We start from the raw sequence: 18190 nt of genomic DNA on the forward strand, positions 1-18190 counted from the left end.
TCCTCAAACAATCTTTTTTTCTCTTCAAAGCTGGATGCTTGGGCAGGTTCCTGTGGAGCAGTGGTAATCACTCTTTTATCCTTTTTATAGGCAGTGTCGTCTTCGGATTCATAGTCATGATCACACTTATGAAACCAATCCGGTATGAATTCCTGTCTTGTTGGCTTTTTCATAGAAGGGTGGTTCATTTTATTTTTATACGCAAGACGTGCAGCCTGTACATCCTCAATTGTCTGATAGCCCTTATCTACCCAATCTCGTAAGATCGCCTCGACATAGCTCCACCGCTTTGATGAATTTTCTACCGCTAACTTCATAGCCTCAATCACGAGCTCGTCTGATAAATCTGTACACCAAGCATTGATTTTGTCAGCGATAAAACTTCCGATGGTTCCGAATCCATTTTGCTCGAACAATCGGAACGGGTCTTCTTTTTCGTGCGTCTTTTTTGAAGAAGAAGAAGTCTCTGAAGTATTCTTTGTAGTACTCTTTGTAGTACTCTCTGAAGTACTCTCTAGTAATGGTGTGTTCAAGTTGGGCACATCCTCTGTCCAATTTGAGCAGCTCGTCTGCTCATTTTGAACATATGGGCTGTCCAGATTGAGCAGTTCGTCTGTCCGATTTGAACACATCGTCTGTTCATTTTGAACAGATGGTGAGATTGCACTGTCCGCTTGTGGTTCGTCAATTGTTTTCAAGTTCTCGAGAGTATCGTAATTGATGGTGTACCATTTCGTGTGATCGATTTTTAACCGGTTGAAGTGATTCGAAGAGAGAAGGCCTTTGTTTTCCAAATTTGAAATTAGTCTACGAATCGTGCTTTTAGAGAAGAAAGGAAATTGCACGGTAAAGTCATCATAGGTAAAATACACCCATTTCCGGTCTAATTGAATATGATTCGTGCGCATTAACCAATAGTGAATTTGCTGTAAAATAATGCTTTCATTTAAGCCGATCAGCTTTGCTAGTGTGGGGATAATAAGTAGAGGTCTTTCCTCAAATAATAAATTTCCATTCATGTCAGTTCATCCTTTTTGAGTTATTTTGGGGTTGGAGGGACAGATACTTGCCCCCCTATTTTTAAATGCTTAGTGGTGAATGCGGTTGCAAATATTCCGGTGTTGAGTAATGGAGAATGCACATCCCTGTTCGTGTGAATTGCTTCTGCAGAATGTAGGGTGATTCATTCATCGGCAGCTCGTCATAATTTTTAAAATGGATAATTGATTGGGTTGTAGGATTGTTATTTCCGGAAGGTCTGATTGTTTTTACATGATGGTGGAAAATCCAGGTGCACTCAAACGCGGTTGGTGAGTGAGTGGGAAAGGCGAAGAGATTTCTTCGAGGGTTGATCGGAATGGGGACCTTTTGCACCGCACCGGTTAAGTAGGTGACGGCTTTTCGTCTGCCCTCATAGGTGGAGCCGCCTTCGAGGCATGCTGCTTTGATGATTTGTAATGGTGTTTGCCGGACATAGATGATGTTGTGGACTTCTTTGACAATCGCGGAGTATTCAATTTCTCGTGCTGGAAGGATTGCCATGGTTTGGGGATTCACTTCGTAAAACGGTTGAATTGTTTTCATGTGGTTTGCTCCTTTTTGTGGTGGTGTAGCGGGGGATTTTCATTCATAGATTTAATAATTGGTCGGTATCAGGTGAAAGTGGAGAGGGATGTTGGAGAATATGTTCTTGATGTGTAAAACTTATATTTCAATCTCGCTTTGTTTCGGATTCTCTTATGCTAATAATGTTTGCTAGATTCATGTTCACTTTAATAATTTCTTCGTGATATTTTTCAGGGATGTCCTCATAAATTTCAGCAAGAGATAGTTTTAACCCTATATTTTTATCACTTTTAATGATTTCACCATTTACCATGAGTTCATTAGTTGAAATATCAAGTTCTTCAGAGACCCTTTCAAGCAAAGGAATGGAAGGAATTGCTCTGCCATTTTCAAGGTTACTTAAGTGGGTAGAAGATATGTCTAAATCTAACGCTAAGTCTTCCTGGTTTACTTTTTTCTTTCTTCGAATCCGCTTGATATTATGACCAATTACCTTTTCTAGCACAAAATCACCTCTACCCTTAGTAAAGCCCAGAACAAAGAAAACATGAAGAAACTGTAAGTTCAAGTTTTGTTTTATTTGAACTGATAGTTAAATTTTTAACAAAAAATTTTGAATAAGGGATGGGACTGTACTAGATTTTAGCGTGCTAAAGATTATGGGATGCATAGGTAATCTCATAAATATTTAAGTTGCGTTTTTTGTCGGAAATATGGTACTAATTTGCTATTTTTTAATAATGGTAATTTCAAACGAACGTTTTTTAAAGGGGCTAGCCTAGTAATTTCATGATACTAATGATTCAATCAATCGTTTATTTGACTTTATTTTATGGGGAAAAAGTAATGTGAATGAGCCGTTATACTTACTGAAGACATTTTTGTTGCTAAATTGACAATTTTCCCACTATTTGCTAACTTATACACGGAAGTAGAAGGAGGTATTGAGTGACAAGAAAGCATAGAATTTGATTTCCAGATGCTATGTATCATATCCCTGCAAGGGGAAACCGAAGATGGTGTTCAGCATCATCTTTTTCAATTTAATTTATTATCATCTGTGTATTCGACTTGATGAAGGATTGGACAGGTTACACGTTAATAGACAAAAAGATTAATAGAACTACTAGGAGAATTATAACAGGTAAAAATGAAAAAAAGTTTAAAGCAAGCAGTGCTGCATAAAATCGCTTGTCCAGAGTAGGGTTTTATGAATTGCAGATATTTTAACACAGGGAGAAGGTATGGAATGTTGGGGAAAGTTAAAAAAATAGTTATATGGTTATTAATTGCTTTTTTAGTGGCAGGTAATGGGAATCAAAGTACAGCTAGCGCAGCGGAAGAAGACTATTCAATTAGTTCGCCTGAAACTTTTATCTATAATACAGAACTAAATGATAGTAAACGTCGTCAATTATTCAATGATAATTGGAAGTTTTTTTATGGTGAACAAAGTAATGCTCAGTTAAATGCATACGATGATTCAAAATGGGATGATGTGCAATTGCCACATGATTACAGTTTGAGTCTGCCATATAGCCAATTAGGTGAAGCGGAGAGTGGTTATAAGCTAGGTGGTATTGGATGGTACCGCAAGTCATTTACACTGGGTGAAGCCATTAAAGACAAGCGTGTTGTGGTTGAATTTGGTGGCGTTTACATGAATGCGAGTGTGTATATTAATGGACATAAATTGGGTGATCACCCAAATGGATACACGCCATTTGCCTATGATTTAACAGACTATATCAATTACAATGGGGAAAACGTGCTTGCGGTTCGTGTTAATCATGAGTTTCCATCAAGCCGTTGGTATTCAGGAAGTGGTATTTACCGTAACGTGCATCTAACAATAACAGACGATGTTCATGTTGATCATTATGGTGTTCAAGTGTTAACTCCAAATCTTGCGAATCAAGTGGGCAAAGATGTTGATGTAGAAGTGAATGCTAAAATTATGAATCAATCATCTGAAGATGTTAATGCAGTTGTAAGACAAAGCATTCGTAAAAAAGGTTCAGAAGATAATATCGTTAGTGGCCAAAGTGACTTATTAAAAATAGATGCTAATAACTCAGTGCCATCTAGTGTTTCTTTGAAAATAAATAATCCAACACTTTGGTCTTTGTCTAACCCACACTTATATGAAATTGTTACAGAAGTTTTAGTAGATGATAAAGTTATTGATGAATATGTAACGGACTATGGTTTTAGAACGTTTGAATTTAAGGCAGATACAGGGTTTTATTTAAATGGAGAAGCCGTTAAATTAAAAGGTGTCAGTATGCACTCTGATCAAGGAGCGTTAGGTGCGGCAGCGCATTATCGTGCGATGGAACGCCAAATCGAAATCTTGTTAGAGATGGGTGTCAATGCGATTCGTGTTACGCATAACCCTGCAGCTGATGAACTCATTGAAATTGCAAATAGAAAAGGGATGCTCATCATAGATGAAGCGTTTGATACATGGGTAGCCAGCAAAAATGGCAACTACAATGATTATGCTGCGTGGTTTAATAAACCGGTTGGTGATAATCCATTATTGGGTGCAACTGCTAATATGACATGGGCAGAATTAGACATTAAGACAATGGTTCGTCGTGGAATAAATGCACCATCGATCATTAGCTGGTCAACAGGTAATGAAGTTATGGAAGGTAACAGTGGTCCATATAGTGGATATCCAAATATATTAGAACAATTAGCAACATGGGTTGCAGAAGTGGATCAAACTCGTCCAGCTACGATTGGTGACAACAAACTTAAAGCAAATTGGAATGAGGCAATAAGCTTTGGCAACAAATTGACAGAACTTGATGGTGTTGTTGGTTTTAACTATGCAGATGGAAGTCATTTTGACCAATATCATCAAAATCACCCAGAGTGGAAAATGTATGGTGCTGAAACAGCATCATCCATCAACAGTCGTGGGGTTTACAAACCTTCCAATTATGATAAACACTTAACATCATATGATGAGTCAGCTGTAGGATGGGGTAAACTTTCAGCAGATTCATGGTATTCCATTATTACCCGTGACTTTATGGCCGGAGAATTTGTTTGGACTGGTTTTGACTATCTTGGAGAACCAACACCTTGGAATAACGTAGGTTCAGGTGCCACAGGCGGTTGGCCTTCACCAAAATCAAGTTATTTTGGAATTGTTGATACAGCAGGTCTTCCAAAGGATCGATTCTACTTCTATCAATCACAGTGGAATGATGAAGTAAATACCCTGCATGTTCTTCCAGCTTGGAAAGAAGATATGGTTGCTATCGATGATAAAGGGAATGTTCGTGTAGATGTATATAGTGATGCAAGAAGTGTTGAATTGTTTTTTAAAGATACAAACGGTGTAGAAAAATCACTTGGCAAGAAAACATTCACACAATACACAACAGATGCAGGGCATACGTATCAGGTATATGAGGGTAGTGATAAAAAAAGTCAAAACTTCAGAAATCTCTATCTAACATGGAATGTTCCTTATGCAGATGGAACGGTCTATGCTAAGGCCTATGATGAAAATGACAATGTGATTACGGATACACAAGGCCGTGACAGTGTTACTACATTTAAAGAGGCATCTGAACTAAAACTTAAAGCAGATCGCGAATCTATTGTGGCTAATGGACGTGACTTGTCCTATATTACAATTGATGTTATCGATGAAAATGGTGATATCGTTGAGGATGCTTCAAACTTAATTAATGTAAGTGTAAGTGGTGATGGGAAACTGATGGCACTTGATAATGGTGACCAAGTGGATCATGAACCATATGACAGTGGCAAACGTAAAGCATTTAACGGAAAACTGGTTGCTATTGTAAAATCAACAACTGATGCAGGAACAATAACACTTCAAGTAGAATCTGAGGGAATCAAAGGGCAAAGTATAACCATTACAACCACACCCGATCCTGAAGTATCAACTGAAAAACGTGTCATAGGGTATACAATGCCTAAAAATTACTATGTGAAATTAGGATACCAACCAAAACTTGTATCAGAAACAAAGTTGCTTTTTAGTGATGGAACTGAAGAAACTCATCCAATTACATGGGATATCGAAGAAAGCATGTTTGATGAACCTGGAACTGTTAACGTTGTAGGGCATGTCGATCAGCATAATCTTCGTGTCTTAACGAATGTTACAGTTATTGAATCAGTGGGTGCCCTTCTAAACTATTCACTAGCTACTGCGACAGGAGTTGACAATGTTAACTTACCTTCAAGCAGGCCGCTTGTTTTAGAGAACGGTGATGTTTTACAAACTGAATTCCCGGTAGAATGGGAAACTCAAGATGCTAAAAACTATGAAAAACCAGGACTTGTAACCATTAAAGGAACTTCTGCAGTGTTTGGTGAAACAATTCCTGTAACTGCATCCGTTCGCGTTAATGATGCAGAGGTGACGTTGGGTGATAACATAGCAGGTAATAATTTGACATTAACACAAGATATACCAACAGAATTGCAATCTGATAGTTTGGAAGCAATTATCGATGGTGATACAGGATTCAAAACGGTTCAATCAGGACCGAACCCTTCTGTTTGGACAAACTATGATATGGCTCAAACAGGACATAACAAAGCAGAGATTACTTTCACATATGCAACGGCTCAATTCTTAGGATCTGCAGACTTATACTTTTATCAAGATGCTTGGGCCGCGCGTTTACCTGAAAATGTTGAACTATATTGGTCCAATGAAGGTACAGAGGACGCAAACTGGACAAAATTAGAGAATGTAAAAGAAACACGTGGAGAAACAACAGAAGGTACCCCAAATATTACGAAAGTGAATTATCGTTTCAATGGTGTTCCAGCTGTTGCATTTAAGATCGTTTTAACAAGTGATCCTGGAACCAATAGTGCTGGTAAGAAATTAGCGGTCGGACTTTCAGAGGTAGAATTACGTGTTGAGCATAGTTCGCTTAAAGTAAATGCCGAAGCAACACTTGATAATATACTCCTCAATGGTACCAGTGTCTCACCTAAAGAACTAAAAGATAAAGTGATTAACACTGAATACCAAAAAGCAGTTGTTGAAGCAGAAAGTGATAAAAACGTTGCAGTAACAGTACTGAAACCATACAAAAATGTGATTCGCATTATTACAGAATCGGAAGATCACTTAACGAGAGATATTTATACGATTAACTTAGACCAACCTGCACCAGGGATGGATTTACCAGCAGATGATGATTCCCGAGACTATCCGTATGGAAAAACTGCGGCAACTGCAGGAGATTACCACAAAAATCACGCATCAGAAGGTGATCCTAAGTTTGTTGTGGATAACAACCCATCTACAATATTCCATACTCCATGGGGTGGGACAGATAAATCAAACTTCTGGATTACGTTGGAAATGGAAGAAGTAACAGAAATTGATGCCCTCCGTTATTTATCACGCAGTGGGAATAGTAACGGTATTGTAAATGAGTATAAAGTTGAAATTTCCTTAGATAATGAATCATGGGAAGAGGTATCGGTTGGAAATTGGACAAGTAAAAATGATACATGGTCGATTGCGAAATTCGACGAACCAAAAGATGCTAAATTCGTACGACTCACAGCCCTGTCAACCTACGGTGATGGAGCTCAGGCTAATCGATTTATGTCAGCAAAAGAAATTAGACTTCGTAAAGCAGCTGCTGCAAGAGAATCATTAGAAAGTGCAGAAGTAACACTTGATCAAGATGTATTCTTATATGATGGAAAAGCAAAGACTCCTAAAGCAACTGTAACATTAGATTCAATCGTGCTTGAAGAGGGCATCGACTATCGCGTAACATATGAAAATAACGTTGAAGCCGGTGAAGCTAAAATTGTAATTAAGGGTATTGTAAAATACGAAGGTACCTTAGAAGAAATGTTTATGATCCTAGACAAATCTGAACTAGAATCCTTGATCACGGAAGCGAAGCAGCTTAATCCAAAGGATTACTCAGAAGACTCAATTAATACTTTAAATGAAGCAATTAGAGCAGCAGAAGAAGTATTAGAAAAGGCTACAACTCAAGCAGAACTGGAAGAAGCACTTGCTAATTTGGAAGAAGCCATTGAGGATCTTAAAACGTTAGAAACGGTGGTAGCTTCTGCAGTGGTCAACGAGTTGAAAGGAAATCAGAATGAATTGGTCATTACCATCGATGAAGTCTATGCAGACGGTACCGGAAGCTGGACGTTGACTGAGACCATTCTCATTGAAAAAAATGCTGAGGGAACCTACCGTGTGGGACGTTACGATGTATTCGTCAACACGAAAGGCAATACCAAGGTCTATGAAATCTATATCATCGAATAGCAAAAAAACGGTTCGGCCTTAGGGTCGAGCCGCTTTTTTTTCTGTTAAACCGGGGACGGTTCGAACGTTCCCCTATTTTTATCCATTTAGTAAACCAAAGAAGAGGTTAACGGGTTCGGTTTTGAAGTAGAATATGTAATTTAACAATACACATAGCATATGTTTTAGTAGACATTTCGTTAAGGGTTTGATAGCCATAAAAAAGGCATCGATTTCGATGCCTTTTAAACATATTTATTTGGAGTATCCAACTACTTTACCGATTAGTTTATCTTCTTTTAAAACCATCATTTTGCCTCGCAACCAATCGTCACCGATTAAATAGTATTCATCATCTGAAAGTATAATTTCTTTCTTATTCAATTCGAATATTTCTAGCATTCCGTTTTTATCGTATTCTTTTCCCTCGTTATCCATCTTTTTAAAATAACTATTTTTATCTAAACCTACTCTGTGTGCTTTTCCGTAAAAAGCATCTAATTTCTTGCCGTTAATATAAATCTGACCTTTAGTTATCTTAATTTTTTCACCAGGAATGGCAACCACTCTAGATATGTCTTTTTCTCCATCCTCACTATCGAAAAACACGACATCTCCTCTAGAAATCTCAGACACATTGAAACTTGGGTCAATAGCTAGAGTTTTATCAAAGTAATCGTGATTTCCTCTGTCCATATTATCGTACATATGGTGATATGTTATCATTTCTGAACCTACATTTTGAATGGTTGTGACATCTGACATTGTTTTATCGTCTGTAATAATTTCTGACGAGGTATTAAAGGAACAGCCAACCATTATATTTAACAAAAAAATAAGAAGCATACTATATTTCATAAAAACCTCCTTTTGGATATACATACCGACCCTCCTTTTTAAGAATATTCTTTATTTTAATTATACAAATTATACCATTTATCTTTTCGATAGGGACAATATAAACCAAGTATTGAATGGTTTGATCGCAGTCCCCAAAATTCCATACTCCAAAAGGTATAATCCCACCTGAAAACATAGGTATTTCCTCTGATTTAATAGATAGGACCTACTGTTCATTTTTAATAGAAACTTCGGTTTTCGAAGGAATTTGATAGGAAGGGCCAAAACTCGTAAAGTTTCGACGGGGAAAATCTACAAATTTAAATCTAGTAAACTCATACAATCTAGTTGTATTTAATAGAAAAAATAGTAAAGAACGGGAGTGGTGGTAGTGAAGAAGAAAAAGGTTATTTCGACGTTAGGGGTTCTTGCATTATCGGCAAGTTTGGTCACACCCGTGTTTGCACAACAACAGGAGACATCGCCTGGGACACCTGAGCAACAAGTTTTATCTGTAGAGGGGTTCACGAATCATGAGCAGCTAGGGAAAAGATTGCAGCAAATTGCAAACAGTAGCCAAGGGAAGGTGCAGGTTGAGGTAGCGGGTTACTCAAACCGTGGTAGAGAAATCTACAAGGCGACTGTTGGCCATGGAGACAAGGTCATTTTAATGGAAAGTGAAATTCATGGAAATGAACCGACTGGAACGGAGGCGCTATTAAACATTTTACAATTCTTAGGCACAAATTCTCCTGAAGCACAAAAGATTCGTGAAGAGATAACGTTAGTAGCGTTACCGAAAATGAATCCAGACTCGTCTGAGTTAAATCGTCGTGGAAATGATTTAACATGGGCAGAGGTAGTAGAGGATTTCCCGCAATTAGCAGGTGTATCACCAACATGGAACTACTATACATACCAGAATCGATATTTTGATTATGCATCACAACCAGGTTTTGATGTAAACCGTGACTTTAATCCAAACCTTGATTATGTACCACAGCCTGAGGACTTTCCAGGGAATTCATCTAAGCCGGGATGGTTCATTACACCTGAATCCCAGGTCGTGCGTGACGTGTATAAGGACCTTCAAGCTGAGTTCGGAAAGGTGGATGTATTTGTAGACTTACACCATCAAGCCCCATATTATGAGGTGGATGGCACGGATGATCTCGTAACGTTCTCAATCAGTGGAAAATTCGTTCCACATCCATCAACACCTGAAGGGCAAAAATATGCGGAATATGCTGACACGTATGACTATGACTTTGCGCGCCAGCTGAATGTTGCGGTATTTGATGCACTACAGGAAAAAGGTAATTCAAACATTACCCTATATCCACAAGATCTTGACTTACCTGGTACAGCGTTGGGAACATTTTCGCTAAATGGAAGTGGCTCCGTGTTGTTTGAAGTAAGAGGCCAAACACAAAGCATGGGTCAAAAGAAAAAAGGTGAATTAGTAAAAGCAGTTGAAAGAGGTCTATACGGTATCATCAATGGCGTTGCCGATGGAACTGTGTACGATATCGATCCTAACAAATACGAATCAATTCCATTGACTGAGGGGAGACAATAAGTTAGGGGCATAACCCCTGATGATGGAAAACCGATGCCTTGTCCCACCTTCTGGTCGCAATAACTCACAGGAGGCTAATTTTGGGGCTCGGTATTTGGCAAGATGAAGCACTGTAGTGTTAAAATGATAGAAAACTGTTTTTATGAGATGCTTGTGATTTCACAGGCATCTCTTTATTTTTGGTTATCCAAATAAGCAGATTGACTGTCAATCATGATTTCTATGACCAACCTAGTTCTGGATGGGAGAAATTGGGAGAACGGGAGAACCGTCCCCCCGTTTCCGCACATTTTAAATAAATTGTCGAAAATTAAATAAATAGTTTGACTATTTTAAATTTAAATGGTAAATTGGTTTTGAATACAAAATCAGGTTTATTATAGTAAACCATAAAACCGAAAGGAGGGACAAGATTGGATAAGAAATATTGGGTTCCAGCTATAGAGCGAGCAGATAAAGTTCTAGACCTGATTGCGTATCGTCCAAACAAGTATAGGTTGATTGATCTGTCCAAGAAGTTAGAGATTAACAAGAGTTCACTCTTTTCTTTGCTGAACACCTTGGAGAGCCTAGAGTGGGTCAAAAAAGATAAGGATGACACCTATTCGTTGGGTATGAGATTCGGCTTATTTAGTACGTTGTATGTAAGTCAGTTCGATTTTGTTGATACATTTTTGATAGAGTCAGAGATTACAGTATCAAACCTCGGCGAAACGGTGCAGCTATCCGTTCTCGATGGAACAGATATTCTCTACGTCGCCAAGAAGGAAGGGTCCTCTCGGATTCAGGTAGTGTCAGGTCCTGGGATGAGATTTCCTGCACATGCTACCGCCATGGGGAAGGTACTGCTATCCCAGTATGAGTATCATGAACTTGAAGAGTTATATGCTGGGAAGAAGATGGAAGCTAAAACGCCATATACCATTCAAACCTTGGACGAGCTCTGGAGTCAGATTGAGTCCCTCAAGGAAAACGGTTATATTATGGAAATTCAAGAGGCTGTTGAGGGTTTCGTTTGTATCGGTGTTCCAATCAGAAACAATAAGGGTGAAATTATCGCAGCAATAAGCGTCACGATGCTCCCGGTGAACTTGGAAAGGAAGCAAAAGCAGGTGAAGAAAGAGATTTTGGATCTTGCCCGCAGGATTTCACTAAAGGCAGGATACAATACAATCCAAAATATATAAAAAAGGAGTGGATTAAGATGAGACTTCAAGGAAAAGTAGCACTCATTACTGGAGCAGGTTCAGGTATTGGAAGAGAAACAGCTCAACTATTTGCGAAAGAAGGAGCATTGGTAGTTGTTAATGATTATTCCGAAGAAGGCGGTTTGGAGACACTAGAGCTTATCAAGAACAATGGTGGGGAAGCAATCTTCATTCAAGCCGACGTGACAAAAGCGGATGAGGTTCAGCGGATGGTGGATGAAATCATTAGCCAAACAGGGCAGATTGACGTTCTCTTCAATAACGCTGGAATCTCGGGAGTTGGCATGTTACATGAAACAAGCGAAGATCTTTGGGACAGAGTTGTAAACGTTAACATCAAGGGAGTCTACATGACGAGTAAATATGTTATTCCACATATGATGGGGAGAAAAGAAGGCACTGTTATCAATATGTCATCTTGTATCGCTGAAATAGGATTGAAGCTTAGAGCTGTTTATGCAACAACGAAAGGAGCTGTCCTGTCATTGACAAAATCTATGCAGGTCGACTACGCTCCCTACAATATTCGTGTAAATGCTCTACTACCAGGTACAATCCTAACACCGTTTGTGGAGAACTACCTTAAAAACTCTTATGATGATCCTGAAGAGGCGATTGAAGGGATTAAAAAGAGACAGCTAAGCGGTAATCTGGGTCGTCCGGAAGATGTTGCAAAAGCAGCACTGTTTCTCGCTTCTGATGAATCATCGTTTATGATGGGCGCACCGCTTTATATCGATGGTGGAGTCGTATTTGGAAAAAATGCTTAACTGGAGGATTTAAAATGAAATTAGCAACTTATCTAGACAACCAGCAAGAAAGATTGGCAGTTAAATGGAATGATTCTTTGATTGATGTCGCAAAGACAGCAGAACAGAATAACTGGAATGAAGTTCCTGATGATATCATGACCGTTATTGGTATGCCAGCGGATGAAATCAAAATGTTGGAAGAAAAGATCGAGGATGCTGCAAAGAATGGACAAGCTACAATCGTCAATGAGGATGAAGTAACGTGGGCACCATGTGTCACTCGACCACGAAAAATTATCTGTGTTGGCTTAAATTACAAGAAGCATGCGGATGAGACTAATGCGCCTTATCCTGAAGTTCCCATTCTTTTTAACAAATTCGATAACACACTGACTGGTCATAATACTGAAATCGAAATACCTGGTGTCACCAATGAATTGGATTATGAAGTAGAGCTTGGCATTGTAATTGGTAAGGAATCGAAAAATGTATCAGAAGAGGAAGCTCTTTCTCATGTATTCGGATATTGCGCGGTCAATGACTTATCGGCTCGCGATTTACAAATGAGAACGCCACAGTGGCTGCTCGGAAAATCGTGTGATGGCTTTAGCCCAGCAGGTCCTTACCTAGTCACATCGGATGAAGTTGGAAATCCAAACGATCTTTCACTTAAGACGTATGTGAATGGTGAACTCAGACAAAATTCAAACACATCGGACATGATTTTCTCATGTGCAGAAATTGTGAGCTATATCTCTAAACATATGACTCTAGTACCAGGAGATTTAATTTTAACAGGAACACCAGAAGGCGTCGTTCTCGGACTGCCACAAGAAGAGAGAGTATACATCCAGCCTGGAGACATAGTCACAGTTGAAATCGAGAAACTCGGTAAGCTTACCAATAAGTTTGTCGAAGAAAAAGTTCTCGTTTAATTGAAAACCCTTACTTATAAGGAAGTAGAAAAGTAGTTTAGCAAACGGAGGGCACGAATCTGCAGGAAGAACAACTTTGTAAAGACCAACTAGAGTAAAACAGCAAGAAGGCTTACGTGCCTATCGTAAAAAAGGATATGCCTGAAACAAAAACAATAAAAAATGAAGCGCTGTTTAAAAAAGGAGGTCAAATTATGAAAATCAAAAAAACGATTGACAGAATACCTGGAGGCCTGATGGTTGTTCCGCTCTTTTTAGGAGCAATGTTGAATACATTATTCCCTGAATTAAGTAAATCTTTAGGGTCCTTTACATTTGGTCTGACATCAGGAACGGTTACAATACTGGCTGTCTGGTTCGTCTGTCTAGGAGCATCAATCCGCTTGAAGTCAACTGGCATAGTTCTCCGAAAATCCGGAACACTCTTGGTGACAAAATTGGCTGTTGCATGGGTTGTCGGCTTTGTAGCTTCTCATTATCTCGGTAACGGGATGATTGAAACTGGATTCTTCGCAGGAGTTTCTGCACTAGCTCTAGTGGCAGCAATGGACATGACGAATACTGGTCTATACGCTTCGTTGATGGATCAATATGGATCAAAAGAAGAAGCAGGTGCATTCGTACTCATGAACATTGAATCAGGTCCACTGATGACGATGCTCATTCTCGGTACTGCAGGGGTTGCATCATTCAACCCAATCGTACTTGTCGGTTTAATCTTGCCGTTCATCGTAGGTTATATCCTAGGGAATCTAGATGAGGACTTACGTGAATTCCTCAGCCGTGCAATTCCAGTACTGATACCATTCTTTGCATTCTCGCTCGGTAATGGTATTAAGTTGACGGTAATTGCGGAAACAGGTCTCTTTGGAATTATTCTTGGTCTCGGGGTGATTGTCCTAACTGGTATACCACTGATCCTAGCAGATATCTTCGTAGGTAAGGGAAACGGTACGGCAGGAGTTGCAGCATCGAGTACTGCAGGAGCAGCCGTTGCAACACCACTATTGGTAGCTGAAATGGTTCCTGAGCTTGCGCCGGTAGCGCCTGCTGCAACAGCATTGGTCGCAACTGCGCTAATTGTAACATCAATCGTAGTTCCAATCGTGACAGGTTTGTATTACAAGTTCGCTAATCGGAATCCGATTCTTAATAAACGAGTAGATGATATATCAAAAAAGGCAGTGTGAAAAATGTTAAAAGTTTTTATTTTTAAAAATAGACAAAACAAAAAAAGCCATCAACAGAAGTCATCGCTTGTGAAATCGTTTTGTGGGGCAAAACGATAAATTGAATGACATCTATTGATAGCCAACGCATACTTATTATTCTATCACACTACATTAAAAAATAAACAAAAGTGACCTGTGAGGGTGAGGGGGTGGAATCGCCCCCTTCTTTTATAAAAAGAGTAGACAACATTTTTCTGATAAAAAACAGTCCGAAAGGGGAATTGTTCATGAAAATTATTCGTTATCGAAAAGAAGAAGAGCAGATTACTGCGGCGGTTACTCCAGGTGGAGTGATCTATCCACTTCCTTATAAAGGGTTTATGGATCTTGTTCGTGATGCAAAAGACAACCAATCATCTGTCCTTGCCTTTGTGGAAGAAAAAATTACAACCCTTCAACGTGCAGAATACGGATTGGAAGAAGTAGAACTGCTAGTGCCAATTGAGGCGCCGGAAGTATGGGCAGCAGGGGTGACATATGAAAAGAGTAAGGAAGCGAGAAACTATGAAGCGACAAACGGAAAGCTAGACTCGCAAACATTTTACGATAAAGTATATGATGCCGAGCGACCTGAAATCTTCATGAAGTCAACTGTTCATCGTACGGTTGGCCCAAATCAGGATGTTTACATAAGAAGTGATTCAAACTGGCAGATTCCTGAGCCTGAACTAGGCCTCGTTGTCAGTGGAGATGGGGAAATTCTCGCTTACACGATTGGAAATGATATGAGTTGCCGTGATATTGAGGGCGAAAATCCGTTGTATCTGCCACAAGCGAAAATTTGGAAGCAATCCTGCTCAATTGGACCAGCGTTGTTATTAGCTGAGTCTGTTGAGGATGCCTATCAACTGGATATTGTGTGCAGAATCTATCGAGATAATCAGTTGGAATTCGAAGGAACTGCTAATACCCGTCAGTTAAAACGAAAGTATGATGAGTTGGTTTCATATCTAATCAAAGATAATGTCATTTTTGATGGCACGGTTCTGTTGACTGGCACATGTATCGTTCCGCCGAATGAGTTTACTCTGAACGACGGAGATCAGGTGGAAATCGAGATCCCTCAAATTGGAGTATTGAGAAACCCAGTTAAGAGTCAGGAGACAAGCAAGGTTCTCGTGGCTGAATAAATTTACGAATTGATCAGGAGGTAATGAAAGTGAAAGTTGAAACAGAAGCAATTACATACAGCAATTTCATTAACAATGAATGGGTCAAATCGGATTCGAATGAATTGATCAAAAGCATTAATCCAGCAAACAAGTATGAAACAGTAGGATATCTTCAAAAGTCTACGGTTGCGGACCTTGATAAAGCGGTCCAAGCGGCGCATGAAGCAAAGAAGGCATGGCGTCGGAAAGGTCAGGCGGCACGGGGTCAATTCCTCTATAAAGTTGCAAATATTCTAGAAGAACGAACAGCTGAAATTGCCGAAACGATGACACGGGAAATGGGTAAAACACTTCCTGAGGCAAAGGGCGAAACAGCTCGAGGGGTTGCCATTCTACGCTATTATGCGGGTGAAGGCATGCGCAAAGAAGGAGATGTTATTCCTTCATCAGATAGTGAAGCACTTATGTTAACAAAGAGAACACCACTTGGTGCTGTAGGGGTCATCACTCCTTGGAACTTCCCAGTTGCCATCCCAATCTGGAAAATTGCACCTGCTCTCGTATATGGGAACACTGTCGTATTCAAGCCAGCATCAGAGGCAGCAGTGACCGCTGCGAAAGTGGTAGAGTGCTTTGCGGAAGCTGGACTTCCTGAAGGCGTTCTGAACTTTGTAACAGGTTCTGGTTCGGTAGTTGGCCAATCATTGATTGATCATCCGTTGCTAAATGGAATTACATTTACTGGTTCAGAAACAATTGGTAGAGGCGTCGCTAAGTCGGCAGCCGCAAGAGGCATTAAGTTCCAGACTGAGATGGGCGGCAAGAACCCTGTTATTGTGACGAAGGATGCAAACCTTGATCAGGCGGTGGAAGCTGTTATTAGTGGTGGTTTCCGTTCCTCAGGTCAAAAGTGTACAGCTTCCAGCCGAGTAATTGTGGAAGCGCCAGTATATGGTGCATTTAAAGAAAAACTTGTCCAGGAAACAGCAAAGCTAAAAGTGGGCAATGGCTTGCAAGATGGCGTTTGGATGGGGCCATCTGCGAGTGAAAGTCAATTAAATACGGTGAAACATTATATTGAGAAAGGCCAGGAGGAAGGTGCATCCCTCATATTTGGAGGGAATGTTCCTGAAGGTGAAGAGTTTGAAAATGGGTTCTACATTACTCCTGCAATCTTTGATGATGTGACTCCAGAAATGGCAATTGCCCAAGAAGAAATCTTTGGACCAGTTGTTGCCCTCATCAAAGTGGATGATATCGAGGAAGCCATTAATGTCGCGAATCATACTAAATTCGGTCTGAGTGCATCGATCTTCACTTCGAATATTAGTAGTATTCTCGAATTTATTGAAGAAATCGAAGCGGGACTTGTAAGAATCAACGCAGAAAGTGCTGGTGTTGAACTGCAAGCGCCATTCGGTGGTATGAAATCGTCTAGCTCCGGATCCCGTGAGCAGGGCGAAGCTGCAAAGGAATTCTACACAGCCATTAAAACGGTCTTTGTAAAAGGTTGCTAGAGGTGGATGGGGGAACACGGGGGCGGTGATCTTCTGTTCCCCTGTTTTTTTCATTAAGTAAACTTAAAGAGGAGGTACCTTCTTCTATTTTTAGTGTGGCTATTCATCTCCACTACTTGAAGATAGAAGGTGTCTCTTTTTTCTATTGAAAGCTGGAAAGACGTCCATAGCGATTTTTTCATGGACATCTGACCTTGGACCATTATGATAGAATAAGATAATAGTAGAAACACGAAAGGAAATTTCAAATGGAGTTAATATTAATCGTCTTACCAGCATTTCTTATTTTCGCTGCCGGATTTATTGGTCAAAGGCTCCTCAAAATGGATATTAAACCTATCTCAACGTTTTCTTTGTATTTGTTATTACCTTTTTTAGCTTTTGATACCTTCTATACCAATCAATTAAATGCGGATTATTTGTATATGTTTGTTTTTACCTTCCTCCTTGCAATTCTCATAATTGGCATTACCTTTTTGGTTGGAAAGGTGATAAAGGCAGACCGTCCGCATATGTCTGCTTTGCAGCTTGGAAGTGTTTTTCCAAATAGCGGAAATTACGGAGCGCCGGTTGCCCTATTTGCATTTGGCAGTATGGGTTTTGACTACGCAGTCATTATTATGGTTATCCATGCCTTTATCATTAATTCAGTGGGTATTTTTATTGCATCTCTTGGCAGTGCAACTCCAACCGGTCCAAAAGAGGCATTTCGACAATTAATACGGATGCCAGTCCTTTATGGGGCGCTGTTGGGGACACTCTTCCAACTACTTAATATCTCCATGCCATCCACAATCATTGAAGGAATAAGCATGGTCGGGGTAGCGTCTATTCCAGTCGTCATGTTAATACTGGGGATGCAGTTGGCTGAAATAAAACCGCAAAAATTTAATTTGAAATATGTTAGCACCATTACCATTTTGCGTATGGTCGTCTCCCCGTTACTTGCTGTAGCGTTAATTCAATTCATGCCAGTAAGCGAGACCATCCAACATGTATTTATTCTCTTAGCCGCAATGCCTGTTGCAGCCAACACCACCATACTCGCTGTTCAATTCGACTGCAAACCAGAACTAATTTCATTCACAACTTTGGTCACAACCTTAATTAGCTTGATTACCATTCCATTTGTGCTGTATTTGCTTTGAGGAAACATG

The 18190-nt window shown here is 39.7% G+C and carries 13 protein-coding genes; 9 read left to right on the top strand and 4 right to left on the bottom strand.

The features are described 5' to 3' along the window. The 3 genes from V7138_RS08265 to V7138_RS08275 all read right to left on the bottom strand — a co-directional run. On the bottom strand, nucleotides 1-1019 hold a 1019-nt coding region (locus tag V7138_RS08265; protein WP_335395942.1), incomplete at its 3' end, for a DnaD domain-containing protein. Between the two features lie 61 nt (nucleotides 1020-1080). After that, nucleotides 1081-1584, bottom strand: coding sequence for a competence protein ComK (locus V7138_RS08270; RefSeq protein WP_335395947.1), 504 nt, complete (start codon nucleotides 1582-1584; stop codon nucleotides 1081-1083). A 127-nt stretch (nucleotides 1585-1711) separates the two neighbouring features. Beyond that, on the bottom strand, nucleotides 1712-2071 hold the full coding sequence (locus V7138_RS08275) for a helix-turn-helix domain-containing protein (RefSeq protein ID WP_335395950.1): 360 nt from the start codon (nucleotides 2069-2071) through the stop codon (nucleotides 1712-1714). Between the two features lie 744 nt (nucleotides 2072-2815). Between V7138_RS08275 and V7138_RS08280 the strand changes: the two genes are divergently transcribed. After that, nucleotides 2816-7879 (top strand): discoidin domain-containing protein, encoded by a 5064-nt coding sequence (locus tag V7138_RS08280; protein ID WP_335395953.1) that lies wholly within the window; start codon nucleotides 2816-2818, stop codon nucleotides 7877-7879. A gap of 234 nt (nucleotides 7880-8113) precedes the next feature. Here V7138_RS08280 and lepB read toward each other — a convergent pair whose 3' ends face one another. Further along, nucleotides 8114-8740, bottom strand: a complete 627-nt coding sequence (gene lepB, locus V7138_RS08285; protein WP_335395954.1) for a signal peptidase I — start codon at nucleotides 8738-8740, stop codon at nucleotides 8114-8116. Between the two features lie 349 nt (nucleotides 8741-9089). On the opposite strand from lepB, the gene V7138_RS08290 reads away from it, so the two are divergent. The 8 genes from V7138_RS08290 to V7138_RS08325 all read left to right on the top strand — a co-directional run bounded on the left by V7138_RS08290 (nucleotide 9090) and on the right by V7138_RS08325 (nucleotide 18181). Further along, entirely contained in the window at nucleotides 9090-10277 is a 1188-nt protein-coding gene (locus tag V7138_RS08290) for a M14 family zinc carboxypeptidase (RefSeq protein WP_438824330.1), read from the top strand. A gap of 413 nt (nucleotides 10278-10690) precedes the next feature. Continuing rightward, entirely contained in the window at nucleotides 10691-11464 is a 774-nt protein-coding gene (locus V7138_RS08295) for an IclR family transcriptional regulator (protein WP_335395956.1), read from the top strand. Between the two features lie 17 nt (nucleotides 11465-11481). Further along, the gene (locus V7138_RS08300) at nucleotides 11482-12255 is read left to right on the top strand and encodes an SDR family NAD(P)-dependent oxidoreductase (RefSeq protein ID WP_335395959.1); all 774 of its coding nucleotides are present in this window, start codon (nucleotides 11482-11484) and stop codon (nucleotides 12253-12255) included. A 14-nt stretch (nucleotides 12256-12269) separates the two neighbouring features. Next, a complete protein-coding gene (locus tag V7138_RS08305; RefSeq protein WP_335395962.1) occupies nucleotides 12270-13172 on the top strand; it encodes a fumarylacetoacetate hydrolase family protein in 903 nt (300 codons plus the stop codon). Between the two features lie 194 nt (nucleotides 13173-13366). Then, nucleotides 13367-14362: a 2-keto-3-deoxygluconate transporter gene (gene kdgT, locus V7138_RS08310; RefSeq protein ID WP_335395964.1), complete on the top strand. Its 996-nt coding sequence runs from the start codon at nucleotides 13367-13369 to the stop codon at nucleotides 14360-14362. A 269-nt stretch (nucleotides 14363-14631) separates the two neighbouring features. Beyond that, the gene (locus tag V7138_RS08315; protein ID WP_335395966.1) at nucleotides 14632-15534 is read left to right on the top strand and encodes a fumarylacetoacetate hydrolase family protein; all 903 of its coding nucleotides are present in this window, start codon (nucleotides 14632-14634) and stop codon (nucleotides 15532-15534) included. A 23-nt stretch (nucleotides 15535-15557) separates the two neighbouring features. Then, a complete protein-coding gene (gene gucD, locus V7138_RS08320) occupies nucleotides 15558-17033 on the top strand; it encodes an alpha-ketoglutaric semialdehyde dehydrogenase GucD (protein ID WP_335395967.1) in 1476 nt (491 codons plus the stop codon). Between the two features lie 248 nt (nucleotides 17034-17281). Further along, nucleotides 17282-18181: an AEC family transporter gene (locus V7138_RS08325; RefSeq protein ID WP_335395968.1), complete on the top strand. Its 900-nt coding sequence runs from the start codon at nucleotides 17282-17284 to the stop codon at nucleotides 18179-18181. The last annotated feature ends 9 nt before the right edge of the window (nucleotides 18182-18190 follow it).

Origin of the sequence: Bacillus sp. JJ1533 (genome assembly GCF_036965045.1) — a bacterium.
Classification (GTDB): Bacteria; Bacillota; Bacilli; order Bacillales; family Bacillaceae_L; genus Ferdinandcohnia.

Coding starts and splice junctions, on each gene's coding strand:
- gucD (WP_335395967.1), top strand. CDS start 15,558: ATGAAAGTGAAAGTTGAAACAGAAGCAATTACATACAGCAATTTCATT.
- V7138_RS08325 (WP_335395968.1), top strand. CDS start 17,282: ATGGAGTTAATATTAATCGTCTTACCAGCATTTCTTATTTTCGCTGCC.
- V7138_RS08315 (WP_335395966.1), top strand. CDS start 14,632: ATGAAAATTATTCGTTATCGAAAAGAAGAAGAGCAGATTACTGCGGCG.
- V7138_RS08280 (WP_335395953.1), top strand. CDS start 2,816: ATGTTGGGGAAAGTTAAAAAAATAGTTATATGGTTATTAATTGCTTTT.
- V7138_RS08305 (WP_335395962.1), top strand. CDS start 12,270: ATGAAATTAGCAACTTATCTAGACAACCAGCAAGAAAGATTGGCAGTT.
- lepB (WP_335395954.1), bottom strand. CDS start 8,740: ATGTATATCCAAAAGGAGGTTTTTATGAAATATAGTATGCTTCTTATT.
- V7138_RS08270 (WP_335395947.1), bottom strand. CDS start 1,584: ATGAAAACAATTCAACCGTTTTACGAAGTGAATCCCCAAACCATGGCA.
- kdgT (WP_335395964.1), top strand. CDS start 13,367: ATGAAAATCAAAAAAACGATTGACAGAATACCTGGAGGCCTGATGGTT.
- V7138_RS08300 (WP_335395959.1), top strand. CDS start 11,482: ATGAGACTTCAAGGAAAAGTAGCACTCATTACTGGAGCAGGTTCAGGT.